Below are 25001 nucleotides of genomic sequence, written 5' to 3' on the forward strand. Positions count from 1 at the left end.
GATGAACTTCGACCTGTCCTATTTTGTAAACAGTCTCCCCCGGTTGTTAAGCTACTTGCCCATTACGCTCATGCTGGCCGTTTTGTCCATGCTGTTCGCCGTTATTCTCGGCATTATTTTGGAGACTATGATTCGGTCACCCCTAAAAGCTTTGTCCGTTTCCGCAAACGCGTATATTTTGTTTTTTCGGTCTACGCCACTGCTCGTCCAGCTGTTTCTGCTCTATTACGGGCTGCCGCAAATCATTCCTTCTCTTAGCGCCATGGATGCGTTTCAAGCTACCGTGATCGGAATTAGCCTGAACAATGGGGCGTATTTGGCGGAAACTTTTCGAGGGGCGATTGACTCCGTCGACCGCGGGCAGATGGAGGCCGCTCAATCGGTTGGCATGACCCGCCTGCAATCATTCTATCGAATCGTGTTCCCGCAAGCCTACCGAATCGCTCTTCCTTCGCTTGGCAATACGTTTTTGGTCATCATCAAAGAGACGTCGCTCGGCTTCACGCTTGGCTTGACGGAAATGATGGGGCAAGCGAAGCTGATGGCCGCCGATACGCTCAAAGTGATGGAAACCTTTCTTTCGGTCAGTCTGCTCTACCTCATTGTCGCCCTCCTCTTCGGCAAGTTCCAAGGGAAGCTGGAGAAAAAGGTCGGCCGACCTTATGCGGGTTAGGTTAACGGGTTAGGTTAACGGGTTAGGTTAACGGGTTACGTTACCGGGTTGCGTTACTAGGTTAAGTTAACAGGTTAGGTTAGGCGGTAAAGTATACTCCAAGCCATATCCGCCGTAAAAAGTCTTCTTGCCGATAGCAAAAAAATCCATCGCCAAAGGGCTGCCCCTATGGCGATGGATTCGTTTATTCTATACCCGGCTCTTACTGGCCAATATGCGCGTCCGGCGCTTTGTCAGCCACCAAGTTCAGCGAAATACCGTGCTCAAGCAGTGCTTTCACGCCGCATAGCACCATGGTATAACCGCCCATAGAGTCCAGCGCTTGTCCGACAACCTCATCCCCGCTACCTGAGAAACCCCAATTTTTAATCGTCACATACGTCTCCTGCTCGGCTAGCTCCGCAAACGTCCATTCCACCTTTGTTCCATCCGAAGACTCGATTTTGATCCGCTCGTTCGGCACCAGCTCCAGCACCATCACCTCGTCGACGGCACCATACATTTCCCACTCCCACCGAACCGTGCTTCCCTGTTCCAAACGGCCGCTGCTGCGGGTAAACCAGAATCGGGTCGTTACAGCCGGGTCGACGAATGCTTCATATACTTCATTTGCAGACCTCCGGATCAGCATTTCCGCTTGTACAACCGGCATTTCATTTAAATTCACTGCCATCAACCCCTTTCATCCTAATTATCCCGGTATTTCCGGGCTTGCGGTTGCCTTCTCATAAATCTTTCCATATCGGTTTCAAAACCATATCTCTAATATAATTCATGGGCATCATACGTCCCCATTATCCCTGTCATCCATTCGAATTCCGGGGCATTCGTTATAACCTCCACAAGCCATTTTACAAATAGTATAAAGGAGCCGGCATGTTGTCACCAGTTATTGCTGGTGTTTTTCGATGAGTTTTTAAAAGATGACTATATTTTTACCAAGGTAGTTGCTCCCACCCTTTATTTTCACCTTTTCAGCAGCAGGAAAAGCTGTTATGATAGTGGCTGTCTGCTTCGGCAGAACGCGGTTCGTAACCATCCCGCGACAACAAAACTAGGAGGCTTTTTCGATATGTTTAATTTGTTTTGGGGCGTGCTGTTTATGCTCGTCCACTTTGGCCTATTTTTGCTGTGTTTTCGGATGTTTGGCAAAAAGGGGCTGTACGCCTGGATCGGCTTTGCGACGGTTATCGCAAATATTCAGGTGACAAAAACGATTGAGATGTCCATCGGCACACTCGCCATTGTGATGACGCTCGGCAATACGATTTATACGTCCATCTACATGACGACGGATTTGCTCAATGAAAGGTACGGTCAGCAAGCTGCCAAAAGAGCCGTCTGGTTCGGTTTCTTTACGCTTATTGCCTCGACGATTTTGATGCAAATGACGCTCGCCTTCGTCCCGCAAGCCGAAGATTTTGCCCATGAGCCTCTTACCGCTATTTTCGGGTTTCTTCCGCAGGTAGCTGCGGGCAGTATGTGCGCCTATTTTGTCAGCCAGTTTCTCGACGTACGGGTATTTAGCTACCTTAAGGAAAAGTTTCCGGTGCGCAACCAGTTTTGGATTCGGATTAACGGAAGCTCGCTCGTCAGCCAATTTGTCGATTCCCTTGTGTTTTGTACGATTGCTTTCTACAAAGTGCATTCCTTCGATATTTGGATTCAAATCTTCCTGACAACGTATTTGCTTAAGCTGCTCATTTCCTTCCTCGCCACGCCAGTCCTTTACTGGGCAAGGAATATGAAGGTACAGGAAGATTAAGTTTCGTTTTGTTGAAAAACGAAGTATACACAAAGAAAAAAAAAGAGAGCCGATCGGCTCTCTCTTTTTTCATAGAGGGCTTTCATTTCGCAACCCTATCTCCCCAGCCTATTTCAGCTCAATCACTTCCCCGTCTTCAGGAACGGCAGCCACATGCTCCAATTTCCGTTGTTTCAGAAAAGCTCGAAGATGCTGCCGTTTGAATGTGCAATGACTGATAGCGTCCATATGTACGGCAACAAGTTTGGTGGCGGGAGATACATCTGTAATACGAACGATATCTTCGGCAGTCATCGTGATGATCGTTCCCAGCAGCATTTGTGCGCGTGGTGTATTCAGAATTGCAAAATCCGGTTTGGACTCCCGAAAAACAGCTTCGATTTCAGGTGTGTAGATGCAATCGCCAACGATATAAACCGAACCGTCCGCTGATGTGCTTACAATAAACCCGGATACAGGACCGAGCAGCTTAGCCGTATAACCCGGAGCATGCCGGCCTTTAATCCTCTTCATATGAATGCCGCACCATTCATGCGATTGCTCAATCGCAACGACGTGGCTAAACCCGGCCTCTTTCAAAAAGTCCATATCTTCGGGCTGACAAAAGACAGCCATTTTCTTATTCAAAATGGACAAGGCCTTTTTATCCAAATGGTCAAAATGTCGGTGAGTAAGAAGCAATGCGTCCATTTGCTCGAAAAAATCAAGCTGGACGGGAAGAGGCGTTAACGGATTACGGCGAAGTGTGCGAGTGAAGGGTACCGGCGGCAGCTCGCCTGGAGCGCTTAACATAGGATCAATCAATATTTTTTTACCGTTCACGTTTAATACCGACGTAGCGTTTCGGATGTGTTGAAACGACATAGTCATGGTTATCATTCCTTCCGTTTCACAATTTTAGTACCGACCGGTCTCTTTTAAATTAACATAATCTGAATGACAGATCAACAATAATTATCCAGCTATCGATTGAGCGCAGAACGAAAATATGATATTTTAAGACCAATCGGTATTTTTTGAAAGAGGGATCGCTATGGGAAAAGGACAAGCTACAAAAGAACATATCATTCGCCAATCCGCCGGATTGTTTAATACTAAAGGATATGCAGGCACCTCTCTGTCCGAAATTATCGAGCGTGCTAATGTGCGCAAGGGCGGCATCTACAATCATTTTGAAAGCAAAGATGAAATCGCGTTATGTGCATTCGACTATATGTATGCTGACTTAAAAAAAGTTTTGAAAGAGGCCATGTCCGAGCGGTCAGAACCGAAGGATCAAATACTCGCTATTTGCGACGTTTATTTGGAATTGATCGAACAAAATAAATTGGAAGGCGGCTGCCCCATTTTAAATGCTGCTGTTGAGAATGACGACGGCCATCCTTTGTTAAAAGAAAGAGCCCAGCTTGCCATGCATGAGCTTATGACAAGTCTCGGGAGAATATTAAAGGACGGGATAAGCCGAGGGCAGTTTCGAAGCGATCTCGATGTGGAGGGCGCAAGCAGCGTGATCATCGCTTTAATAGAAGGCGGCGTTATGCTAAGTAAATTGTTTAACGATAATAAACATCTTCGGCATTGTACGAACCAGGTGAAGAGCGTACTTGAAGGGATGGCTGTGTAATTTCGCGCTATTGGTAATGGAATGTGAAAAAGAGCTGTAACAGGTCGTTTGCACAACCTACTACAGCTCTCAAATATTCTACCCTCAGTCAATCGGACAGCGATGCGGCATAACGCTAACACTCGGCGACGGAGCAAATATTTTCAATTCGAATTTATTCTTTTTTTAACGGGAATCCATATCTCGCTTTTGTATTGCGGAGATTTGATTTCTTTACTCTCGTTCCATAATATTTCCGGCCCTTCGCTTACTTCATAGTCTGAGGAGGGGAACCATTCAGCGTAAATTCGTCCCCAAACCTCCTGCAGCGCAGTCGGAAAAGAGCCAACAGCGGTAAACACAGCCCATGCCGAAGCCGGTACCTCCAATTGCTCAAAGCCATCGGGTGCATCCTGCGTGGTAGCCGCTCCGATATATTGATCCAGTTCCCCTCTCTCTTCCATCCGTCCTTCACCAAAGTTTGCAGAAGCGCTAATAAGACCTGTAGGCTCAACATTGGACAAACCTTTGATAGCTTCAATCCATTCGGGCGTCAAGTTTTCATACATCGCTGAAATTTCGGGATTCACCCCGTTGAAGATCAGCGGCACCCGTTTCTTCATTCCTACAATACGAAAGGCTTCTTTGTCTTCAATACGATAATTCATTTCACTTCCTCCTTTTACCGTTAACTGAAAAGTCATTCGAGGGTAGGCTTTAAGCGACTGTCCATGGCTCCGCGCTTCCGAAGGAGTAATCCCGTGCAAGCTTTGAAAAGCTCTGGCGAAGGAATCTGGAGAAGAATATCCGTATTTCAATGCCACATCAATCACCTTGCAGTCATTGCTGCTCAGCTCCAGTGCCGCCAAAGTTAAACGCCGACGGCGGACATACTCTGACAAAGGAATACCGGCAAGAAACGTGAACATCCGTGTAAAATGATATTCTGAGCAACAGGCCCTTTTTGCAGCTTCCTTATAATCGATAGAGCTCGTTAAATTGTCCTCCAAATAACTCAGAGCTTCATTCAGTCTTGCGAGCGAATCCATGACATCGCCTCCCTCGTTAATAAACTTATCAGAAACGGAATAACGCCTCCCGACAATCCATGCACCTTCCTGTAGGGTTACGGCAAACAGGGCAGAAGCTTGTTTCCGTAAATAAAAATAGCCGCGCTAAACGCGACTTATGAGGAGATGATGCCTTTTTAACATCCCGTATTTATTTAATGGTTTTCAGTTTACTATAAGATCAACAGCTCTCTTTTGTGAAAATAGTAGATGTCTTCTCTTTTGAAGCCGTATTCCCCGTTCTTATGTTTAATATGCGGTTCAAAAGTAAAAAAAGAGGCTTCGCTCAACTTCATCTTGTTCCCTAGCTCAAAATATTTCCTGTTATTTTTATCAAATTCTATGGTGTGTCCTAAATTACCGCAAAAATCAAGATTTATATAATCAAGTTGTTGGATAAACTCATTCATATATAAGTATACTTCCTCAAACGTCATGTCTGGTGTGGCATAATCAGTGAATGCTCTATGTAGTTGCTTTTCAATGTGAATTCCATGCTGAAACTCCGTAGTAGGCTGAAGCGCTGCATCTTCAACAATTGCTTCTTCATCAACCGCTTTTCCATCGATGACTACAAATGTTCTAGCATAGTCTCCCCAATAATGGCTTAACTGCGGACTTAGGTCTACAGTTACCAAATCATTATTGCTCACTGCCGTTTCTGAGGGTCTATACTCCTTTCCCGATTCAGAGAGCACAGTTCTTTTTCCGACATGTACAAAAGCTCCTATTCCGTGATACCAAAAAAGCTGAATCCCTTTGTTTCTCATTATATCTTCGGCTTTTTTTACGATCTCGCATTCAGAAATGCCTTCTGTAATGATATCCTTTATCTCGCTCATAGTCGATTTTGCGATGGATTGTACATGAGCATATTGCGACAAATGCTTCAAAAAAGCATACCCCTTTCATGAATAGGAGCTACTCTATTCCCTCCGTATGCAAACGGATATTTAGATATAAAAAATATAACATATCTTCATTCAGGTTAATAAGCTACTCCCAGCATTCTGTTTTTGTGGCACAAAAAAGACGCAGGCGTTGGCATGCGTCGATAAGAGATAGAAAAACTAAATTATGCGCCTCAAGCAACATACTTTTCAGACAACCAATAGTGAAGCGCACCTTGATGTCTAGACGGCCTTATGAAGCCTCTTCCTTTAGCTTAATGAGTTTTAACAAGAATTTTGGCTTGGCTTTTATCGTTGGTCAGCGTATTGAATCCTTCCTCAACGATATCGTCCAAAGCGATTTTTTTGGTGATAATGGATTTGACGTCCAGTTGTCCGGAGGCCATCATAGCGATTACTTCCTTATAGACGTTGCGATAGCCGATCGTAGCCGTTAGGCTCGCTTCTTTTAGCGTGAGCTGTAAAACATCCACTTTAATCGGCTGCGGGATAATAGATTCGATCACAACCTGGCCCGTTTTGGCGATAGAGGCCAGTGCATTGTTTACGGTCGCTTCCGCACCTGCACATTCAAACGCGATATGGACGCCTCCGCCGGTTTCAGCTTTTATTTTTTCTACAAAATGTTCTTCTGTTGCAGCGTTAATAACGCTGGTCGCGCCAATTTCTAAAGCTTTCTGCAAACGCTCCTTCGAAACATCCACCGCATAAATACGAGAGGCCCCTGCTGCTTTAGCACACAAAATAGTCAGAAGCCCAATTGGACCAACTCCGAATACAGCTACCGTGCTTCCTACTCTCATTTGACTCAACTTAACCGCGTGGAAAGCAACGGCAGTCGGTTCGATGACAGCAGCTTCTTCAAGCGTAATGTTGTCCGGCAGCTTATGCACCATGTACGGATCAACGAGTGCGTACTCCGTAAATCCGCCGTTCGAATGCAAGCCGACGAACCCCATGTGGTCGCAAAGATTCGGCATCCCTTTCAGACAAGAAGTACATTGACCGCAACGGATAGCCGGCTCAATGGTCACCCGATCTCCAATAGAAAACCCGTCGACTCCTTCTCCAACTTCATGAATAACACCCGCGAACTCGTGACCGAGTGTCAAAGGAGCCATCTCGCCGGTTACCGGATGAGGCTCGCCTACTTGAACGACCGGAGCCCCGTGATACGCATGCAAGTCGCTTCCGCAAATGCCTGTCCACGCAACTCTAATCTTTATTTTCCCAGGCTGGATAGCCGGTTCTTCTCTATCCTCAACACGAATGTCGTGCTTCCCATACCATACCGCTGCTTTCATTGTGAACATCTCCTTTGCAGGGATTAAAATGACATAAAAATTTTAACATGTTCACTTTTTTTCGTATAATTAAAGGTAATGAACTTACTTAAGTGAAACTGAAGGTGAATGTGTTGAATTTGGAGCAAATGCATCATATCGTGGAGACAGCAAGGCTGAAATCGTTAGCCAGAGCAGCAGAGTCTCTCCATATTTCACAGTCGGGACTGAGCCAATCGATTACTGCATTAGAAAAAGATATCGGATATCCAATCTTTAAACGCTCCCGTCTTGGCGCCGAAGTCACTCCTGCAGGAAGCAGAATCATTCATTTCGCTACTCAAATTCTAGAGCTATTTGACGAGATGAGAGGCGAAGCTCAACACCATATTCAGATGATGAGCCAAAACATTTCATTGGCAGGCATACCGGGAGTCATGGACTCCTTTATCCGGTTGGCCGTCCGTATGAAGCAGCTTTACCCGGAAATGACGATTGAAATTTCAGAATTCGGGACTTTGGACAGCATTAAGGGAATAGAAGAAAGTCGTTTGGATGCCGCCTTTATTGCCATGAGCCAGAGTATGCATGTTTCCTTAGCACCCTATTCCTTCTTACCTGTATCGAAAGGACAAATGATTATTGGCGTAGGGAAACATTCCGCTCTCGCTTCGCGCTCCTCGATTACTCCTGAAGAGTTGAAAAAGCAGAACTTCGTTTTATACAATGATGATTTTGTACATTGGTTTATCGAGGATTTCAAAAGTCGACACGGAAAGCTCAATGTTCTTTTCTCATCCAATAATGTGAATGCCGTTAGCCATGCCGTCCTTGAAATGAAAGCTGTCACGGTTGGGCATGAATATACGTTCTATGAGCATCCGCTCGTTCAGCAAGGCGAGATAGTGCCGCTTGAGCTGGAGGACTTTCAACAAAGTCCGGTAACGTTCGGGTGGCTAATTGGCAGGAAAAAACGCACCCCGCTGCTGGAGGAATGCTTGGCTTATTTTAATGAAATTCGGGACAAACGACAGTGAGCCGCATTTCCCTTCAGATCAAAGCTTGTCCTTCAGATATGGAGGCGTCTCAACTTCAAATAAAAAACGGAAGACCTTGAGAGCAGCTCAAAAGGTCTTCCGTTTTTTTAAATGAAATCCGCCGCCTCCAGCATTCTTTTCACAACCGCTGCCGTTTCGGCTCTTGTAATATTGTGAGTTGGACGAGCTAGGCCGTTGCTGCCTTCCATAATGCTCAGCTTGGCGCAAAGTGCCGCCGCTCCTTGGGACCAGTAGGCAAACTGTCCGCTATCGTTAAACGCCTCAAGCTGCGCTTCGATTTGCGTCTCTAACAGGGGTTGATCATGGCCTGCCAGCTTCAAAGCCCGCTCAATAATAACCATAGCTTCTTGACGGCTGATCGGCTTGTTCGGGCCAAATTCAGACTGGCTATATCCCTGAATTAAACCATATCGTTGTGCAATGGATACCGCCGAATAAAACCAATCATTTTGCGTCACATCCGCATAGGACATCGTGTTGTTAGAATCACGCAAGCCCAGTGCACGAATGATGATCGCTGTAAATTCAGCTCGCGTAATCGCTTTATCCGGAGCAAAATTTGTTTCATCCACGCCGCTAAGGATAAGCCTTGCTCCCATTTCGTTAACGATCTCGTTCGACCAGTGATGCTCGACGTCTGCAAACGACTTATTATTGTATACAACCGAATACATACTATTGGTCAAACTACTGATCACGACGTAATATCGGCCATCCTGTTGAATCACTTTTGTCGGCACATGCGCGAAAGTACCGTCAGGCATTGCAACCACACCTGTCGTGATTTTCTCAGGATTTACGCCAGCGGGAACCGCAATCGTACGCTCCACATAAGCGTTAAACTGATTCATCTCGGCTTGCTTGCCGTTGTAATGACCCGTCAGCTTGAATTCAATCGTAGGCGCAACCATTTCTACGTTGTTGTTCTTTTGCTTTTGTACAATAACGGCTGGATCGTCGTTCGACAACTTCGTTATTTCTATTTTCACAACAATATCTTTACGTTCAATATTTCCGCCCAGTAAAGACGATATCCGATCAACGTTCATTTGTTCTGCCGGAATCGTGTAGGATGCCGCTTTTGTTTGAACTTGCAACACGATTTCGCGATTTTCCATGTTTTTGACCGTCTGTCCGTTTAATTCAAAAATAACCTGATTATTCGTATCCACCGTAATCGGAATGGTCACAACCGACTGCTTGTCCGCTTTGTCAAGCAAGGCGTTCAGCTTCGCTTCATCCACAGTAATGATACTCTGTTTACTTCCATCTGCGGCAGTTTTGGTTGTTATTTTGACCGTTAATTGCTCCTGTATTACGCCATTCAAAACAATTCGAGTTGAATTTGGATCTGATACTCCGCTGCCTCCGTCTGAAGGGTAAACCGGCGTCGTTATGCTAAATTGGACAGTTGTCGCATTTCCAGCCGCATCAGTCACGACAAGCGTATGTGTGCCTTCCGATCTTACAGTACTGCCGCTGGTAAACGGCGTTCCGTCCAGCGTTGCAGTTCCCTCATTAAAGGTAATCGTTCTATCATTCATGTACGAGCCATTGTTGGTTACGCCGCTTACGACAGGCGCCGTTCGATCGATGGCGAAGTTTACTGTTGTCACATTACCGGCGGCGTCCGTCACGATTAGCGTATACGAGCCTTCTGCACTTACCGTATTGCCGCTCGTGAACGATGCGCCGGCTAACGTTGCCGTTCCTTCGTTGAAAGTAATCGTTTTATCGACCGCATACGTACCGCCGTTTGCTACACCGCTTACGACAGGAGCCGTTTTATCTAGTGAGAAGTTCACTGTTGTCACATTTCCAGCAGCGTCCGTCACGATCAGAATATGCGAGCCTTCATCACTCACCCTAGTCCCGCTCGTAAACGCCGATCCATTCAGCGTTGCGGTTCCTTCGTTGAAGGTGATTATTTTATTGTCCGAATACCACTGGCCGTCTGCTGCTCCGATTACAACAGGAGCTGTCTTATCAATGGTGAAGCTTAACGTCGTCACATTGCCGGCCAGGTCCGTTACGGTCAAAGTATAAGAGCCTTCCGCGCTTACCGTACTGCTGCTCGTGAACGCTGAACCGTTCAGCGTTGCTGTTCCATCGCTGAACGTAATCGTTCGATTGCTGCTATAGCTCGTTCCATTCGAAATCCCCGTTACGGTTGGCCCTGTTTTGTCAATTGTAAAGTTCACCGTCGTCGTATTGCCTGCAGCGTCTATTACGTTAAGGGTATGTCCCCTTTCTTCGCTAACCGTACTGCCGCTCGCAAAGGCCGAGCCGTTCAACGTCGCGGTTCCTTCGTTGAAAGTAATCGTCTGATCGCTGTTATAACTTGCCCCGTCCAAAACACCTGTTACAACTGGCACTGTTTTATCAATTATAAAGCTCAACATTGTCACATTGCCAGCCGTGTCCGTCACGATAAGGGTGTACAATCCTTCCGCATTCACCGTACTACCGCTCGTAAATGCCGAACCGTTCAGCGTCGCCGTTCCTTCGCTGATCGTAATCGTTAGGTTGCTGTTATAGCTCGCTCCGTGCGTGACACCTGTCACCGTCGGCGCCGTTTTATCAATTGTGAAATTCATCGTCGTCGTGTTGCTCGCCGCATCTGTCACAGCGAGCGTATGCGTTCTTTCCTCGCTCACCGTACTGCCGCTTAAGAAAGCCGCACCGTTCAGCGTTGCCGTTCCTTCGTTGAAGGTAATGCTTTTATCTGTCGTATACGAACGTCCGTTCGTTACTCCGTTCACGATTGGGGCTGTTTTATCAATAGTAAAAGCAATCGTTCTCGTGTTACCTGCTGTGTCCGTCACGATAAGCGTATGGGATCCTTCCGCGCTCACCGTACTGCCGCTTGTAAATAACGAGCCGTTCAGCGTCGCCGTTCCATCGCTGAGCGTAATCGTCCTGTTGCTGTTATAGCTTAATCCATTTGTAACACCGGTCACCGTCGGCGCCGTTTTATCAATGGTAAAGCTCACTATTGTAGAGTTGCCTGCCGCGTCTGTAACGGTAAGATTATACGTTCCTTCTGCGCTCACCGTGCTGCCGCTCGTAAAGGCCGAACCGTTTAATGTTGCGGTTCCCTCATTAATCGCTATCGTTCGATTTGCGTTATACAAGCCGCCGTTTGTTACGCCGCTCACGATTGGCGCTGTTTTATCAATGATGAAAAAAATTGTCCTCGCGTTCCCAGCCGCATCCGTCGCAACTAACGTATGCGCTCCTTCCGCACTCACCGTACTACCGCTCGTGAATGCCGAGCCATCCAAAGTCGCCGTTCCATCGCTGAACGTAATCGTTCGGTTGCTGTTATAGCTCAATCCATTCGCGGCACCGGTTACGGCCGGTGCTGTTTTATCAATTGTGAAATGGACCGTCGTCGTGTTGTTATTCGAATCCGTTACAATTAGCGTATGCGCTCCTTCTGAGCTTACCACGCTGCCGCTCGTGAATGCCGAGCCGTCCAGCATTGCCGAGCCCTCATCAAAGGTGACGGTCCGGTTTGTATTGTACAAGCCGCCTTCCGTGACACCCGAAACGACGGGAGGCGTCGTATCGGCTTCCGTGAAAATAAGCTGCGGCCCGTAGGTCGAATTTTCTCTAGGGTATATGGTGAAATAGGCTGTATTGTTTGTACCTAATCTGCCGGTCAGCATAAACGTAACATCAATAGCACCTGTGGAAAGCTTATTCTTCACATAATCGGTGACGTCAAAGTTTAAGCAACCCACCAATGTATTCGCAATTGGGGCACAACCTGGCGATGTCGTATCCACATTGGTCGTGTTTACAATCCCCGTATTGCTAGCCACTAGAATGTTTTGCAAACTGCTCAATCGGTAGTCACCGTTCGATACAGGGAAGTTGTTTGGATTGTTCGATAAATTCTCCAACCAGGTTGTGTTGTCGGATCCAGTCACCGTGGCGCGAACATCATCCGTGCTATTGTTGGTATATATGTAAGGAATAAAAACTCTTAATACAACCTTGGAAATTGAACCTGAAAGACCGGAGTTCAAATTGGAAAAATTAATAGCCGTCTTCTGATCTGATACATCATAATCTGGACCCACGACGTTAACGTTTACATTTTGCGCGCCGGGAATAAAGATGTTCGCTTGTAAACCATTTGGATAGGTCCCATATAAGTCGACAAAAACGTCCTTGTTTGCATACTTGACGACTTCTTCGCTAGCATAAGCCCTCTGAAAGGACATAGCTGGCTGCAATAAAGAAAGCAAAAGCGCGCAAACTAAAACAACCGCTAAACGATTAACCAACATTTCCACCTCATCTTATTGGTAGCTCTAAGTTCCTATTTATACTAGAGATAATTATATCAAACATACGAAAAACGAATAGTACTTCGACAAAAAAATACAAATTTCTGCAATTATGCAAACTTATTCGAGAGGTAAATCCCGCCTTTTAAAAAAATCCTCTATGATTTTATAGGTATGTATACCGTCATATTGATTTTCCCAGGCAAAGAATTCAGCACATCCGTCACCTCGAAATCCGGGCCTTCTCTTCTTTCGTAGTTACTGTTCGGCAGCCAGGTGCCATAAATATATTTCCAAGTATTTTGGCCAAGTTCGGGCGCACTGTTCACCTTAAAAGCGGCGTATTTCCCAGCAGGAATCTCAAAACATCCAAAACCCGGCTCCATCTCCGCAAAAGAAGCCACTTCCTCGCCAATCAGATAGGAAAATTCCCCGTTGTCTTCATAGGAATGACTAATACCGTATGCAAAAGCCGGACGAGCCTTGTTCGGAATACGCAGGTAATATTCATTTCTGCCAAAATGATCGTAGAACCCCGGAATTTCTTCAAAATACTTCTCGTTGTTTAATTGAGTTTGATAGTTAAACCCTATAATTTTGAGAGTTGCCAAATCGACTATTTCAGGTTTGTACATGTTCAGTCCTCCTCGAATATTTGTCCCGTAAGCGATGAAATCAATTTGGGGCTGAACGGTTAAGGATGTTTGCGAGTTTCGATACTTCGCCGGGGTGATCTCAAAGCAGGAGGTGAAGGCTCGAGTAAACGCCTCTTGCGAACCATATTGATAGGAAACGGCGATTTGAAGCACCGTGCTGTTCGTTTCCCGCAGCATAGCCGCCGCTTCGGCCAGCCTTCTTTTGCGAATATACTCTTGAACCGTAAACCCTGAAACCGCATGAAATAGTCTTTGAAAATGATACAAGGAAAACCCCGCTGCTCTAGCAATATCCACAAAATTAAGCTGCTCTTGAAGATGCTCTTCAATGTACAAAATCGCGCTTTGAACTCGGGTGTAGTGTTCCATGAATTTGACCCTCCGTCTTCTTAGTCCATTGATCCATCATACATTCTATTTCGGATTGATATTTGATTTATTGTGCTTTTTTAAAAGTGGCTCCCACTTATGCCTGAACATAGCAAAGGGGCAGCAACAGCCCGCCTTTCGGCAAGCCGTCACAGCCCCTAACTCTTGTTCAAGAGCTTCGATTCGCAACAATTCGATAGTCGTCGGTTATAGCTATTGGCTGGCAATCACGCAAATAAAATTGGTCGCTGGCCTTCCATGTATGGCCCTGCTTATTCTTTCTGCGGATGTACACGTAATTGAATGGTGATGTGGAGTAGGTCTTATACCCCTTCTGAGTCGCTTTTTTCAAAAAGGCAACGTCCTCTCCAAGCGACTTATCCGGGAAGCGAACCCCCTTAAGCACCTTCCGCTTAAACAGCAGAGTTCCACCTTGAACAAAACCCGTATATTTATGCCGCTCCTTTGGCGAGCGGATGATTAAATTTTTTGTTGCCTCAAGGTATACCAAGCAGGAATGCTTGCCGACAATGTCGCTTTTCGTTCTGCGGATCTCACGCACCTGTTCCTTCAAATAATAGGGAGAGTAGTAGTCATCGTCGTCAAACTTAGCAATGAGCGGAAAGCTTGCTTTTGCAATTCCGCAGTTTAAGCACTGTCCGAGTGACACCTTCTCCGGAACCTTGTATATTGATACTCCAGCAATCTTACGAGCTCTGTTCCTAAACCGCCCCAGCTCCATATTGTCTTTATTCAAAATAATAATGAGCTCTTTCTTAGCATACAACTGCGCCTCGTAGTTTTTTAATATATTATTAAAATAGTCCGGCCGATTCGTGCAAACGATAATCGATACTCCGCTCGTTTCCATAGTTTTAGCCACCTCACACCCTCCTTTAAAATCTAGTTATTTTATGTGAGTGCTAGAATAGAGGTGTGGGCAAGATATTAGGAACAAGGATATGAAAAATATCGATTTATGTTTGGATTGTTTCATTAAAAAAAGGATGTCCAACCGTCAACCGGCCGGAACATCCTTCTTTTAATCTCCACCTTGGCTATCTCAATTGTGATGCACAAATGTTCTTTTAAGAAAAGCTTTCGTACGTTCATGTTTCGGGTCGTTAAAGATTTGCTGCGGCGTCCCTTCCTCCGCAATCACTCCTTTATCCATAAACACAATCCGATCCGACACTTCCCTTGCAAAATCCATTTCATGCGTTACAATAAGCATCGTCAAGCCGGAATCCGCTAGCTCCTTCATCACTTTCAGCACCTCGCCGACCATCTCCGGATCAAGGGCTGATGTGGGCTCGTCGAACAACAGTACATCAGGCTCCATAGACAATGCTCTCGCGATTGCCACACGCTGCTTCTGGCCCCCGGACAATTGCTTTGGTCTGGCATTAATGTAGCGTTCCATACCTACAACTTGCAAATACTTTTTGGCGACCTGTTCCGCTTCCTCCTGTGACCGTTTCAGCACTTTAACCGGACCTACGACACAATTGCCCAGCACATCCAGGTTCTCGAACAAATTAAACTGCTGAAACACCATGCCCATCTTCGTCCGATAGGATGGAATGTGATGTCGACCATCCAGAATGGATTGGCCTCTATAATAAATTTGCCCTTCGTTCGGAGTTTCCAGCAAATTGATGCAGCGAAGCAGCGTCGATTTTCCAGAGCCGGACGAGCCAATTAAACTAACGACCTCGCCGTGATTGACGGAAAAATGAATGCCCTTCAGCACTTCATTATCGCCATATCGTTTGTGAATGTTTTGAACGTCGATGACTTTCTCCATAGGTCACTGTCTCCTCTTGCTTATCTTCCGCGTTCCAGCCTGTAGCTATCCTTGCCATCCAATCTTCTTTCAAAATAACGCAAAATCATCGAAACCGTAAACGTCATAACAAAATACAGGACGCATGCGACTAAAAAGGACTCAAAATATCGGAAGTTGTTGCCTGCAACGGATTTGGTTACAAAATAGAGCTCCGAAACCGAAATGACATTCAGAACGGAAGTGTCTTTAATGTTAATGACAAATTGATTGCCGGTCGCCGGCAAAATGTTGCGAATCACCTGCGGCAAAATGACATTGAACATCACTTGTCTATGATTCATGCCAATGGCCATCGCCGCTTCAAATTGACCTTTATCAATGGACAGAATGCCGCCTCGAACGATTTCCGCCATATAAGCGCCTGTATTGATCGATACGACAATAAGTGCTGCCGTCAACGCATTCATATTGAGGTTAAACGCCAATGCCGATCCGTAATAAATGACCATCGCCTGAACGATCATCGGCGTTCCTCGGAACACTTCGATATATGCCGTCAAAATCAAATTGACTAGCTTCAGCATGATTCGCCGCCCTCGCTGGGCGGGCACAGGAATCGTGCGAACAACGCCTGCAAGCAAGCCGATTAATCCGCCGATGACTGTCCCGATCAAGGCAATAACAAGAGTCATTCCCGCTCCTCGGAGAAACATTTTCCAGTTTTCTTCTACAATGGATACAACCCATTCAAAGCTCATACTTATGCCCCCAACCTATTCATTGCAAAATGACTGCGGATACAGCCAGCTTCTCTGATTTCATTATTGTGCAGCGGGTTGATTTTTGATCGCTTCATCCATCATAACCATGCGCTGCTCTTCAGAAATGCTTTTCAACACGTCATTGATTTTCGCTGTATATTCGCTGTTTTTCTTAAGACCAACTGCGATAGCCGTATCGTCCTCAGTCGTTTGGAAACCATCCTGCAGCTCAACCATCACAAAGTTGTCATTAGCCGCAGAAGCGCTTACGGCTTCCGGACGCTCGGTGACATAGCCGTCAATAATACCTGACTCAAGCGCGACCCTCATAGCCGGGAAGTTATCCATCGCCGTTTGCTTGGCTACGCCCTCGATTTGATCAATGACCGAGTAGTGGAACGTATTGAGCTGTCCCGTCAATTTTGCGCCGCTAAAGTCCTGAATAGATGCTGCGTTTGCGTACTGGCTTCCCTTCTTCACGACTACTACCAGATTGGATTTATAATAGTTGTCCGAGAAATCAATCGACTCTTTACGCTTGGCAGTTGGGGACATCCCGGCAATAATAGCGTCGATTTTACCCGAAGTTAAAGCGGGCACTAGACCATCCCATTCGGTTTTCACAATAACAAGCTCTTTGCCTAATCCTTCAGCTATTTTTTTCGCAATTTCCAAATCATAGCCGCCTGCATATTCAGAAGATCCGGCGATGCTGACAGCACCGTTGCTATTGTCGTTTTGAGTCCAGTTGAAGGGAGCATATCCCGCCTCCATGCCTACTCTAAATGTGTTGCTTGCTTCCTTGCCCGCATTATTGGATCCGCATCCTGCTACAACCAGCATAGCCGCGATTACCGTCATCAAAAATAGTTTTGTTCTCATGTTCTGTTCCTCCTGTTGTGTGTGCGATTCTTGTTGGCAAACATAAAAAAATGCGCCCCGAGATGAGCTCAGGTCGCATTTGTAAATGTGCATGATTTGCCTCTGCTTCCCCTGGTAAGATAGCTCAACTTAATAAACGTGGGACGTTTATTAAGACAGTCCTGCAGCTCTTAACTGCAGACCCAGCAAGTAATACGGAGAATATTACAAACTTCGGCGATATTTCCTTCTTCACAGCTTCTTCGTTTCTCCAACTCCGCTGCGAACTGTTAAATACCGCGCCTCTACCTCAACGACAGTGATCGCGTGAGGTGTTATTTAATTAAGTTAATTATCATGTCATAAGAGCTTAACTGTCAATATTAATACTTTGGTTATTCGTTCAGAAAATGCCAGTTACTCCATTTGTCGATTATTTATTGAGCGGACACGCTTACCCATTCGTCGATTCCGTATCCGTGAAAATGGTACCAGACGGTCCCATCGGGGGCGGTCCATTTCTCGAACGCTTGCACCGTCTGCGGTTTATAGAAACCTTTAGCGTGAGCTACCTCCCCCGTTAACGGGTATCGATAAGTGGTGGATTCCTTCGTCAGCGCAACTTTGTCTTCAGTCTCGACGATTCCCTCGGGGCGCTCCAGCAACGCCCTAGCCGGATTTACCCAAGCCTCCCCGCCTTGCGGCAATCGAATGTGTCTCCACTCGCCCGAAATTTCGAATGCCTCGTAAGAACCCGGCGCCAGCCAGTTTTGTTCGTCAAGGCTTAGTTGAGGACTTGAAAAATATCTCGTATCTGTGGGCAAAACGATCCTCTCGTTTACTACACTATAATCGGGAATAATGGGGCTCGACGGATAAACCCAGCGAATGCCATCCTCCAGCTTCACTTTATACCATAGGGCGCTCGATGGCCCAAAGCCCGTTTCCCATGTCGCTAATACACGTACCGCTTGAGGCATAATCTTCTGTGCTTTTGATTCTACAATATACGGAAAAGGATATGTATTCTCCTCACCCGTCAGCTTGATCGTATAGGAAACCGGCGTTTCCACAACATCCTCCAGTAAGCTCGGATTATGTATCCATTTATCGCCTAGCCAAGTCGAGATTCGAAACCAGGTGCCGTATGAATTTAAGAAACCCGCAGCACTTCCGAAACTGCTGGGACCGTATGCAATTTGTCCAGTTACGCGCAGTTTCTGTGGGGAAACCCATTTGTTAATATTTGTGTTCAGGTCCGGCTTATCGTACAACTGAACCTCATAGACGCTAGTCACTTGGCGGTTGGTCACTTTGAACTGTCCGTTTATGACGATGTTGCTGGACTTAATCCACTTGTCGCCGAGCCATGTTTTAACCTTTAGCCATTTTAACGGCGCGCTCCAGTCATTCTCGTTATCCACACCGACAACCTGAAGAGTCTGAAATGGTGCAACCGCACCGGCAGGCTTGCCTTTTCCGCTAGTGTCATGATACAACTCCGTTTTGGCGATAACCACCACTTGGCTAATCGGTCCATCGTATGCCGCCTGCACCGCCGCTGCATTCCGGCCGATAACGCCAACAATGACGAGCAGCACGATAAGTGACAAAAGAACGGCTCGATGCCGAACAGAAAGGCTGTTTCCTGACTCGCCTCGGACTTTCTTCATCCCACTTTCCACCATGGATATATTATCCTCCATTCACTTTTGATTCCTTTTTTAAACAACAATACTTTGACGCGACATTAAGGTTTATAGTTGCAAGTTGAATGGCGCGACAGACACAATTGCGACAGCAAAAAAGAGCAAAAAAGACCGCTTCAAAGGCGGTCGGGTTCAATCATTCAGTCCGTATTAAAAGCGCTTATTACAAGCTAAATTACAAGATAATTAACTTAAGTACTCATAGAACGCAACTAAGGCCGGTAGCCGCTTGAAAAAGCGAGAACTACCGGCCTTTCTTTGAGTGGCTGCCAAGCTTTGTGCGCTAAACTGCCTTTTAACCTTGCAAACGCCTGTAGCAAAAAAAGACTTGGAAGTATTTTCACAAAGCGAGCTTATCCAGGTCGCTTCAGATCGGCGTCAGTTCGATGAGCCCAGCGGCGTCTTTCCAAGGCTTCATTTGACTGCCGGGAATCTGGAGTTTGCCCAGGCCGGTTACACGACGCCTTGCGCAATCATTGCATCCGCTACGCGGACGAAACCGGCAATGTTCGCGCCCACGACTAAGTTGCCTTGGTGACCGTATTGGGCCGCAGCCACATCGCAGCTGCGGTAAATGCTGCGCATAATGGTATGCAGCTTGGCGTCCACTTCTTCAAATGTCCACGACAAGCGCATGCTGTTCTGCGTCATTTCCAGCGCAGACACTGCCACTCCGCCGGCATTCGCCGCTTTCGCCGGCCCGAACAACACGCCCGCGCTCAGGAACACGTCGATCGCAGCTAGCGTCGAAGGCATGTTCGCGCCTTCGCCGACCGCAATGACACCATTCGCGACGAGCAGCTCTGCCGCTTCGTGGTCGATCTCGTTCTGCGTCGCGCACGGAAGCGCGATTTCGCAAGGAATAGTCCAGATCCCTTCGCAGCCCGGTGTATATGTCGCATTCGGACGGGAGACGATGTATTCGCTGATCCGCTTGCGATCCACTTCCTTGAGCTGTTTTACCAGCGCAAGATCAATCCCCTCAGGGTCATGCACATAGCCGTTCGAATCGCTGCACGCGACGACTTTCGCACCCATTTGCTGCAATTTCTCAATCGCATAAATCGATACGTTGCCGGAGCCGGAGACGACGACCGTCCGTCCTTCCAAGCCGAGCCCTTTCGCTTGCAGCATCTCATTCACGAAGTAGACGCAGCCGTAACCCGTCGCTTCCTTGCGTGCAAGGCTACCGCCATAAAGCAGTCCTTTGCCCGTCAGCACGCCCGCTTCGTTGCCGCCGCGAATCCGTTTGTATTGACCGAACATATAGCCGATTTCCCGTGCGCCAACGCCAATGTCGCCAGCAGGCACGTCGATGTCCGGACCAACGTAGCGGTATAGCTCCGTCATAAAGCTTTGCGTGAAGCGCATAATTTCCTGCTCCGACTTGCCCTTAGGATCGAAATCGGAGCCGCCTTTACCGCCGCCAATTGGCTGGCCAGTCAGCGAGTTTTTGAAAATTTGCTCGAAGCCGAGAAACTTAATAATGCTCGCGTTAACCGAAGGGTGGAACCGGAGCCCGCCCTTATATGGGCCCAGCACGCTGTTGAACTGAACGCGGAAGCCGCGGTTGACTTGGGCTTTGCCGTTATCGTCAACCCATGGCACGCGGAAAGAAATGACCCTCTCGGGCTCAACGATTCTCTCTAGGATGTTGTGCTCCACATAGTACGGATTCGCTTCTAGCACAGGAATAAGGGAATCTAATATTTCTTTTACCGCTTGAAAAAATTCCTTTTCGCCCTGATTGCGATTGATGACCGTTTCATAAACCGATTGCACGTATTCCTTGGCGCTTTGCTGTTTAACCAATACTTGATTCACTTCGGTGGACGCTCCTTTGAAACGAAACGACGAGGAAAAAAGAAGGATAACTACGCATCGTTACGCTTATGAATGGGATAGGGATGGGCGCAAATGCGAGTTTACAGCAACTCGCGGCGCAGCTCTTCGGCCGATTTCGGCGACAGATAGGAGAACGGCACATCGAACACGGTTTTCGCGCCGGTCAGCCCTTCACGACTCATACGGTTAACCGCTCTGGCGTAAGCCACAAGCACGCTTGCCGTAAATTCCGGATTGCTCTCCAGCTTCAAGCCAAATTCGATAATTTGCTTCGTGCCTGACCCGGTGATGCCGCTGCGGATAACGAAACCGCCGTGCGGCATGCCCTGATGCTCGGCTTTCAATTGCTCATCGTCGATGAACGTAACTGTCGTATCGTAATCGGCGAAGTAGTTCGGCATCGAAACGATCGTCTCTCGAATCGCGTCCTTGTCCGCGCCTTCTTCCGCTACGACAAAGCATTGACGGAGATGCTTCTCGCGAGTAGCCAGCTCTGGCGTTTCACCCGCTCGAATGCGGTCGATTACCGCTTCAACGGGAACCGTATACTGCACGCCAGCTTTCACGCCCGGAACGCGGCGAATAGCGTCCGAATGGCCTTGGCTGACTCCTTTGCCCCAGAACGTATAATCCGTCCCTTCCGGGAGGATGGCTTGCGCCAACAAACGGTTAAGAGAAAACAATCCCGGATCCCAGCCGGTCGAAATGACGCTAAGTTTACCGCTTTGCTTCGCTAAAGCGTGAACTCGATCAAAAAACGCCGGAATTTCAGCATGCGTGTCGAAGCTGTCTACCGTATTGAACATGCTTGCCATGTAAGGAGTTTGCTCCGGGAGATCCGTTGCTGATCCACCGCACAAAATCATAACGTCGATTTGGCCCTTGTATTGCTCGGCTGCCGAAATATGCTCAAACTTGACGCTGCCCGTTGCCAGTTGATCCGGCTCTCTGCGCGTAAATACCGCAACAAGCTCCATGTCCGGGTTTTGACCAATCGCTTTTTCCACGCCTTTTCCGAGATTGCCGTACCCTACTATGCCTACTTTTACAGTTTCCATTTCTATCCTCCTAAAATAAAGGCGAATCTATCAGCTTGTGGAATAAAAGTCCAAACGACATCCTACCAGATTCTAAGGATTAGGAATGTACAAGCTATCGCCTATTGTCTCTAGCACCTGCTGCTGAACAGTCATAACTTCGACTTATTGTAAGGAATTCATCCAAATAATGCAAACAAATATTTACATAGTGCAAACGGAAACTAACCTGACACCATACTTTTACCGTTTAACAGGGTTGTTTGCTCAATTAACCCTACGTTTCTTTCCTTAATAAATGAACCTAAGATGGAGATAATTGAGGTATTGAAACTTTATTAATCTGGAAATTTCGGACTTTAAATTTACATTAATTTACTGTAATTATTTTTAACCTAATGAAGTGATCTATTGTGACATCAACCCCAATTAGCTTTTCCTTTCACCAAATTGGACAACAATGCTACTAAATCTGACAAATCATGTTTGTAAGACTCCCCTATTTTTCCGTAGAGAAACAGCGCAGAAGCCTAGAAAAAAAGTGTGATTGACAAACAAATAACGAAGTTTTTTAAAAAAACCGCCTTTTCAGCAGACAGATTCGGAAGCGAAAGCCTAATATACCAACCCATCTTAATACTCCAACATTAAAATTGATCCTACCCAAGCAAGTCATGTTACAATTCATAGAGCATAGCAGCAAAGGAGAATGAGAGGAATGGAAACAGCTGTTAACTGGAAGATCGGAGCTTATGGGCACAAATTTATAGCTTCTTTTAGCGGAGGAAAAGATAGCGCACTGGCTCTATACAAATCTATGAAAGTTGGAGAAGCGATCGGACTGATCGTCATGATGGAGGAAGAAGGAAAACGTTCCAGATCCCACGGCATGCCTCCGGAGATTATCCGCGCCCAAGCCGAATCTATCGGTTTGCCCGTTTATACCGCCGCTGCAAGCTGGGAGGACTATGAGAACAAATTTATAGTGCTTCTGACACAAGCAAAAAGCCACGGCGCAGAAGTGTTAGTTACTGGAGATTTGGACATGCCTGTTGAGAACTGCTGGCATGACAAGGTTACCCAAAAGGCCGGCCTAAAACTAGCCATGCCCCTATGGGAAATAGATCATGATAAAGCTGTCGCCGAGTTTATTAATCTCGGGTTTAAATCGATGCTGGTCACTGTAAACCTATCGCTCGGGATGCGGGAAGAAGATTTGGGACGAACCTTAACGCACGACTACATTAAAGAACTTCTAGCACGCGGGATTGATCCTTGCGGAGAAGGCGGCGAGTTCCATACGACCGTAATCGACGGCCCCATTTTTAAACATCCGATTCCTGTTCGAAAATGTGGCATCGTTAAGATCGGGGACTATGCCTTTATGCCTTTGGAATTAGATCGGATTTGAAATTTAGGCCACAACCGGATTTATTCCACCAAACCAAAAAAAGCCGTGATTTACACGGCAATTAATGGGATAAAGTTTTGCCAACCAACGAATAGCTGAAATAGACGGGATTAAAGATTTAATACGTATTATATATATTTTCACATTCTTTTGCGGTCGGTTCATAAAAACAGTGCTTTTTCCATCGTCCGGCAAACGGCTGATTATACCAGGTTGGCGGACAAGGACCGGGATTGTCGAACGATCCCGGACGGAAATACCATAGTGAGAATTTAGCCGGCCAATTCCGCTCCCCATTCACGGACCGCTGTGCCAGACGGCGCTCCCTGTCTCTTGCGTTTTGATAATACAAGCTATGCTGCAACGCTTCGAACGCATGTGGCTGGTTGATCATTTGAGGAATAGTGCGGATATCTTTAAAATCGGAGCAATCCCCTCTTATTCGGTTAATGCCGACATTTCCAACAAGGAGCATGCCCATTTCGCCTTCGGTTTCCGCCTCGGCTCGAAGCAACCTTGCCAACATTTTAATATCCTGTTCCCTGGCTTTTACGACCGCCATTGGCTCACCTCTTTTGATTTCTAAAATCATCATATTGTAGGCAAAGCGGAAGTGTGACTCCGGCAAAATGGAGCGCGAGGTTGTAAGCACACCCCTTTGTTCGTCCTGTTTTTACCACTCGGCTTTGCGCAAAAGAGTCATTTGCCGTTTTATTTCACTAAGCTTCTTTTCTCCGACTTCTATTGCATTTGGGAGGCACTGTCTTTTTTCTCCGTTTTGGAAGAGGCAGTCAAAGAAATCCAATATTTCGTTCGCCGTAAGCCCAAGGCTGAAGTAGAGCTGAATAAACTCCACCCTTTCAGTATCCGATTCTCCATAATCTCGGTAACCATTGTCCAAACGAGTGGGAATTAATAATTTTTTGTCCTCGTAGTATCTGAGAGAACGCAGGCTTACTCCTGTCCTTTTTGACAATTCGCCAATATTCATTGTGATCTCTCCCTGTTTTGGATTGATATTGACATCCTACACCATCACTTCATGTGAAGGCCAAGTGTACAGACATTTGATCAATCGTTCTCCAAGGAAAAGAAAAATGAAACAAGATCACGCCCTAAAAGCGGATGAACAGAAAACAGACCGCAACATGATTGTTGCAGCCTGTTAAACGATTATTGATGACATACTCATTTCACATTTTTGTACGATTAATTACCTGATAGCCAACTTTTACAGCTATCGGCCATCCCTTGCAGCTCATTAAACAACAAACCGGCATGGTAGCCGTCGCATACTGCGTGGTGGAACTGTGCCGATAAAGGTAGGAGTGTTTTCTCATCTTGTCCGTAGTATTTCCCCAAGGTAAATATCGGCAGCAAATACGTTCCGTCGGTATAAATATTCAGGTTAAATCCCGTAAAGCTTACCCACGGGATGCCGGAAATCGGAAACGTGTTCGGCGGTTCATTTGTGTCGGGGAATAGCTGCTTCACATTCTTGTACTTTTCTGTTTCTTGAAGGTAACCTTCGTAAAATGTTTGAAAATCCTCGCTAAACGGAGTCCAAATACTTGAGAAAGACTTATCTTCCTCATGAAATATAGTGAAGCTCGGAGACATGCGATCCCAAACGCCCAACCGTCCCTCCGAATCAAAGCAAGTTCGAAACTCGGAGTGGCGATTAACCACCGTCGTAATCATGTAAAGCAAGGCAGGATATAACTTGATCCCCTTGCCCTTTAGTTCTGCCCGCATCATGGTGATGTCAATATTGGCTGTCAAGCTGTAGGTGCATCTGATACGGTTTAAATAGTGTTCAAAATAAGGCTTTCTGGACCACTGATCCATATCAATCGGATTAAATATCATTTTTTACCCTCCTAAAATTTTTATTTTAGGAGG

Annotated in this window: 22 protein-coding genes and 2 riboswitches; of the genes, 5 read left to right on the forward strand and 17 right to left on the reverse strand. The window is 46.5% G+C overall.

The genetic code is table 11. The features are described 5' to 3' along the window. Window position 1: 1 nt before the first annotated feature. Window positions 2-673: an amino acid ABC transporter permease gene (locus ACFQZE_RS15790; RefSeq protein ID WP_379358647.1), complete on the forward strand. Its 672-nt coding sequence runs from the start codon at window positions 2-4 to the stop codon at window positions 671-673. A gap of 202 nt (window positions 674-875) precedes the next feature. On the opposite strand, the gene ACFQZE_RS15795 is transcribed toward ACFQZE_RS15790, so the two are convergent. Then, entirely contained in the window at window positions 876-1346 is a 471-nt protein-coding gene (locus ACFQZE_RS15795) for an SRPBCC family protein (protein WP_379358650.1), read from the reverse strand. Between the two features lie 345 nt (window positions 1347-1691). Then, window positions 1692-1737, forward strand: a riboswitch (PreQ1 riboswitch). Between the two features lie 8 nt (window positions 1738-1745). On the opposite strand from ACFQZE_RS15795, the gene ACFQZE_RS15800 reads away from it, so the two are divergent. Further along, entirely contained in the window at window positions 1746-2438 is a 693-nt protein-coding gene (locus ACFQZE_RS15800) for a queuosine precursor transporter (RefSeq protein WP_379358652.1), read from the forward strand. Window positions 2439-2546: 108 nt separating this feature from the next. On the opposite strand, the gene ACFQZE_RS15805 is transcribed toward ACFQZE_RS15800, so the two are convergent. Continuing rightward, entirely contained in the window at window positions 2547-3308 is a 762-nt protein-coding gene (locus ACFQZE_RS15805) for an MBL fold metallo-hydrolase (RefSeq protein WP_379358654.1), read from the reverse strand. 163 nt (window positions 3309-3471) lie between these two features. On the opposite strand from ACFQZE_RS15805, the gene ACFQZE_RS15810 reads away from it, so the two are divergent. Next, window positions 3472-4062 (forward strand): TetR/AcrR family transcriptional regulator, encoded by a 591-nt coding sequence (locus ACFQZE_RS15810; protein ID WP_379358656.1) that lies wholly within the window; start codon window positions 3472-3474, stop codon window positions 4060-4062. Between the two features lie 143 nt (window positions 4063-4205). Here the strand turns inward: ACFQZE_RS15810 and ACFQZE_RS15815 are convergent, their stop codons facing one another. The 3 genes from ACFQZE_RS15815 to ACFQZE_RS15825 form a co-directional block, all read right to left on the reverse strand. Further along, the gene (locus ACFQZE_RS15815; protein WP_379358658.1) at window positions 4206-5090 is read right to left on the reverse strand and encodes an AraC family transcriptional regulator; all 885 of its coding nucleotides are present in this window, start codon (window positions 5088-5090) and stop codon (window positions 4206-4208) included. A gap of 194 nt (window positions 5091-5284) precedes the next feature. Continuing rightward, window positions 5285-6004: a M24 family metallopeptidase gene (locus ACFQZE_RS15820; protein WP_379358660.1), complete on the reverse strand. Its 720-nt coding sequence runs from the start codon at window positions 6002-6004 to the stop codon at window positions 5285-5287. 272 nt (window positions 6005-6276) lie between these two features. Further along, window positions 6277-7326 carry a 2,3-butanediol dehydrogenase gene (locus tag ACFQZE_RS15825; RefSeq protein ID WP_379358662.1) on the reverse strand — a complete coding sequence of 350 codons (1050 nt, stop codon included), beginning with the start codon at window positions 7324-7326 and terminating at the stop codon, window positions 6277-6279. A gap of 104 nt (window positions 7327-7430) precedes the next feature. Here ACFQZE_RS15825 and ACFQZE_RS15830 point away from each other — a divergent pair, with 104 nt between their 5' ends. After that, on the forward strand, window positions 7431-8342 hold the full coding sequence (locus tag ACFQZE_RS15830) for a LysR family transcriptional regulator (RefSeq protein WP_379358664.1): 912 nt from the start codon (window positions 7431-7433) through the stop codon (window positions 8340-8342). A 107-nt stretch (window positions 8343-8449) separates the two neighbouring features. Here ACFQZE_RS15830 and ACFQZE_RS15835 read toward each other — a convergent pair whose 3' ends face one another. From ACFQZE_RS15835 to ACFQZE_RS15875, 9 genes are all read right to left on the reverse strand, one after another. Further along, window positions 8450-12661, reverse strand: coding sequence for an S-layer homology domain-containing protein (locus ACFQZE_RS15835; RefSeq protein WP_379358666.1), 4212 nt, complete (start codon window positions 12659-12661; stop codon window positions 8450-8452). A gap of 158 nt (window positions 12662-12819) precedes the next feature. Further along, on the reverse strand, window positions 12820-13686 hold the full coding sequence (locus ACFQZE_RS15840; protein WP_379358668.1) for an effector binding domain-containing protein: 867 nt from the start codon (window positions 13684-13686) through the stop codon (window positions 12820-12822). Between the two features lie 169 nt (window positions 13687-13855). Beyond that, on the reverse strand, window positions 13856-14569 hold the full coding sequence (locus ACFQZE_RS15845; protein ID WP_379358670.1) for a glycosyltransferase: 714 nt from the start codon (window positions 14567-14569) through the stop codon (window positions 13856-13858). 180 nt (window positions 14570-14749) lie between these two features. Further along, complete coding sequence (locus ACFQZE_RS15850) at window positions 14750-15493, reverse strand: amino acid ABC transporter ATP-binding protein (protein ID WP_379358672.1); 744 nt, start codon at window positions 15491-15493, stop codon at window positions 14750-14752. A 20-nt stretch (window positions 15494-15513) separates the two neighbouring features. Continuing rightward, complete coding sequence (locus tag ACFQZE_RS15855; RefSeq protein ID WP_379358674.1) at window positions 15514-16233, reverse strand: amino acid ABC transporter permease; 720 nt, start codon at window positions 16231-16233, stop codon at window positions 15514-15516. Between the two features lie 63 nt (window positions 16234-16296). Further along, window positions 16297-17118 carry a transporter substrate-binding domain-containing protein gene (locus ACFQZE_RS15860; protein WP_379358676.1) on the reverse strand — a complete coding sequence of 274 codons (822 nt, stop codon included), beginning with the start codon at window positions 17116-17118 and terminating at the stop codon, window positions 16297-16299. Between the two features lie 112 nt (window positions 17119-17230). Next, window positions 17231-17413, reverse strand: a riboswitch (Lysine riboswitch). 121 nt (window positions 17414-17534) lie between these two features. Then, on the reverse strand, window positions 17535-18770 hold the full coding sequence (locus tag ACFQZE_RS15865) for a hypothetical protein (RefSeq protein WP_379358678.1): 1236 nt from the start codon (window positions 18768-18770) through the stop codon (window positions 17535-17537). Window positions 18771-19259: 489 nt separating this feature from the next. Beyond that, window positions 19260-20630 carry an NADP-specific glutamate dehydrogenase gene (gene gdhA, locus ACFQZE_RS15870; protein ID WP_379358680.1) on the reverse strand — a complete coding sequence of 457 codons (1371 nt, stop codon included), beginning with the start codon at window positions 20628-20630 and terminating at the stop codon, window positions 19260-19262. A 101-nt stretch (window positions 20631-20731) separates the two neighbouring features. Further along, window positions 20732-21709, reverse strand: coding sequence for a diaminopimelate dehydrogenase (locus ACFQZE_RS15875; RefSeq protein ID WP_379358682.1), 978 nt, complete (start codon window positions 21707-21709; stop codon window positions 20732-20734). Window positions 21710-22406: 697 nt separating this feature from the next. Here ACFQZE_RS15875 and ACFQZE_RS15880 point away from each other — a divergent pair. Next, entirely contained in the window at window positions 22407-23099 is a 693-nt protein-coding gene (locus ACFQZE_RS15880) for a Dph6-related ATP pyrophosphatase (RefSeq protein ID WP_379358684.1), read from the forward strand. 118 nt (window positions 23100-23217) lie between these two features. Here the strand turns inward: ACFQZE_RS15880 and ACFQZE_RS15885 are convergent, their stop codons facing one another. From ACFQZE_RS15885 to catA, 3 genes are all read right to left on the reverse strand, one after another. Beyond that, complete coding sequence (locus tag ACFQZE_RS15885; protein ID WP_379358686.1) at window positions 23218-23661, reverse strand: cell wall hydrolase; 444 nt, start codon at window positions 23659-23661, stop codon at window positions 23218-23220. Window positions 23662-23772: 111 nt separating this feature from the next. After that, complete coding sequence (locus ACFQZE_RS15890; RefSeq protein ID WP_379358688.1) at window positions 23773-24090, reverse strand: MerR family transcriptional regulator; 318 nt, start codon at window positions 24088-24090, stop codon at window positions 23773-23775. 218 nt (window positions 24091-24308) lie between these two features. Continuing rightward, window positions 24309-24968: a type A chloramphenicol O-acetyltransferase gene (gene catA / locus ACFQZE_RS15895; protein ID WP_379358690.1), complete on the reverse strand. Its 660-nt coding sequence runs from the start codon at window positions 24966-24968 to the stop codon at window positions 24309-24311. Between the last annotated feature and the right edge of the window lie 33 nt (window positions 24969-25001).

The organism is Paenibacillus sp. GCM10027627 (genome assembly GCF_042675505.1).
In the GTDB taxonomy this organism is placed as follows: domain Bacteria; phylum Bacillota; class Bacilli; order Paenibacillales; family Paenibacillaceae; genus Pristimantibacillus.

Excerpts from the sequence above, each read along its gene's own strand:
- ACFQZE_RS15790 (WP_379358647.1), top strand. The coding sequence starts at position 2 with ATGAACTTCGACCTGTCCTATTTTGTAAACAGTCTCCCCCGGTTGTTA.
- ACFQZE_RS15795 (WP_379358650.1), bottom strand. The coding sequence starts at position 1,346 with ATGGCAGTGAATTTAAATGAAATGCCGGTTGTACAAGCGGAAATGCTG.
- ACFQZE_RS15800 (WP_379358652.1), top strand. The coding sequence starts at position 1,746 with ATGTTTAATTTGTTTTGGGGCGTGCTGTTTATGCTCGTCCACTTTGGC.
- ACFQZE_RS15805 (WP_379358654.1), bottom strand. The coding sequence starts at position 3,308 with ATGACTATGTCGTTTCAACACATCCGAAACGCTACGTCGGTATTAAAC.
- ACFQZE_RS15810 (WP_379358656.1), top strand. The coding sequence starts at position 3,472 with ATGGGAAAAGGACAAGCTACAAAAGAACATATCATTCGCCAATCCGCC.
- ACFQZE_RS15815 (WP_379358658.1), bottom strand. The coding sequence starts at position 5,090 with ATGGATTCGCTCGCAAGACTGAATGAAGCTCTGAGTTATTTGGAGGAC.
- ACFQZE_RS15825 (WP_379358662.1), bottom strand. The coding sequence starts at position 7,326 with ATGAAAGCAGCGGTATGGTATGGGAAGCACGACATTCGTGTTGAGGAT.
- ACFQZE_RS15835 (WP_379358666.1), bottom strand. The coding sequence starts at position 12,661 with ATGTTGGTTAATCGTTTAGCGGTTGTTTTAGTTTGCGCGCTTTTGCTT.
- ACFQZE_RS15840 (WP_379358668.1), bottom strand. The coding sequence starts at position 13,686 with ATGGAACACTACACCCGAGTTCAAAGCGCGATTTTGTACATTGAAGAG.
- ACFQZE_RS15850 (WP_379358672.1), bottom strand. The coding sequence starts at position 15,493 with ATGGAGAAAGTCATCGACGTTCAAAACATTCACAAACGATATGGCGAT.
- ACFQZE_RS15855 (WP_379358674.1), bottom strand. The coding sequence starts at position 16,233 with ATGAGCTTTGAATGGGTTGTATCCATTGTAGAAGAAAACTGGAAAATG.
- ACFQZE_RS15860 (WP_379358676.1), bottom strand. The coding sequence starts at position 17,118 with ATGAGAACAAAACTATTTTTGATGACGGTAATCGCGGCTATGCTGGTT.
- ACFQZE_RS15865 (WP_379358678.1), bottom strand. The coding sequence starts at position 18,770 with ATGAAGAAAGTCCGAGGCGAGTCAGGAAACAGCCTTTCTGTTCGGCAT.
- ACFQZE_RS15875 (WP_379358682.1), bottom strand. The coding sequence starts at position 21,709 with ATGGAAACTGTAAAAGTAGGCATAGTAGGGTACGGCAATCTCGGAAAA.
- ACFQZE_RS15880 (WP_379358684.1), top strand. The coding sequence starts at position 22,407 with ATGGAAACAGCTGTTAACTGGAAGATCGGAGCTTATGGGCACAAATTT.
- ACFQZE_RS15885 (WP_379358686.1), bottom strand. The coding sequence starts at position 23,661 with ATGGCGGTCGTAAAAGCCAGGGAACAGGATATTAAAATGTTGGCAAGG.
- ACFQZE_RS15890 (WP_379358688.1), bottom strand. The coding sequence starts at position 24,090 with ATGAATATTGGCGAATTGTCAAAAAGGACAGGAGTAAGCCTGCGTTCT.
- catA (WP_379358690.1), bottom strand. The coding sequence starts at position 24,968 with ATGATATTTAATCCGATTGATATGGATCAGTGGTCCAGAAAGCCTTAT.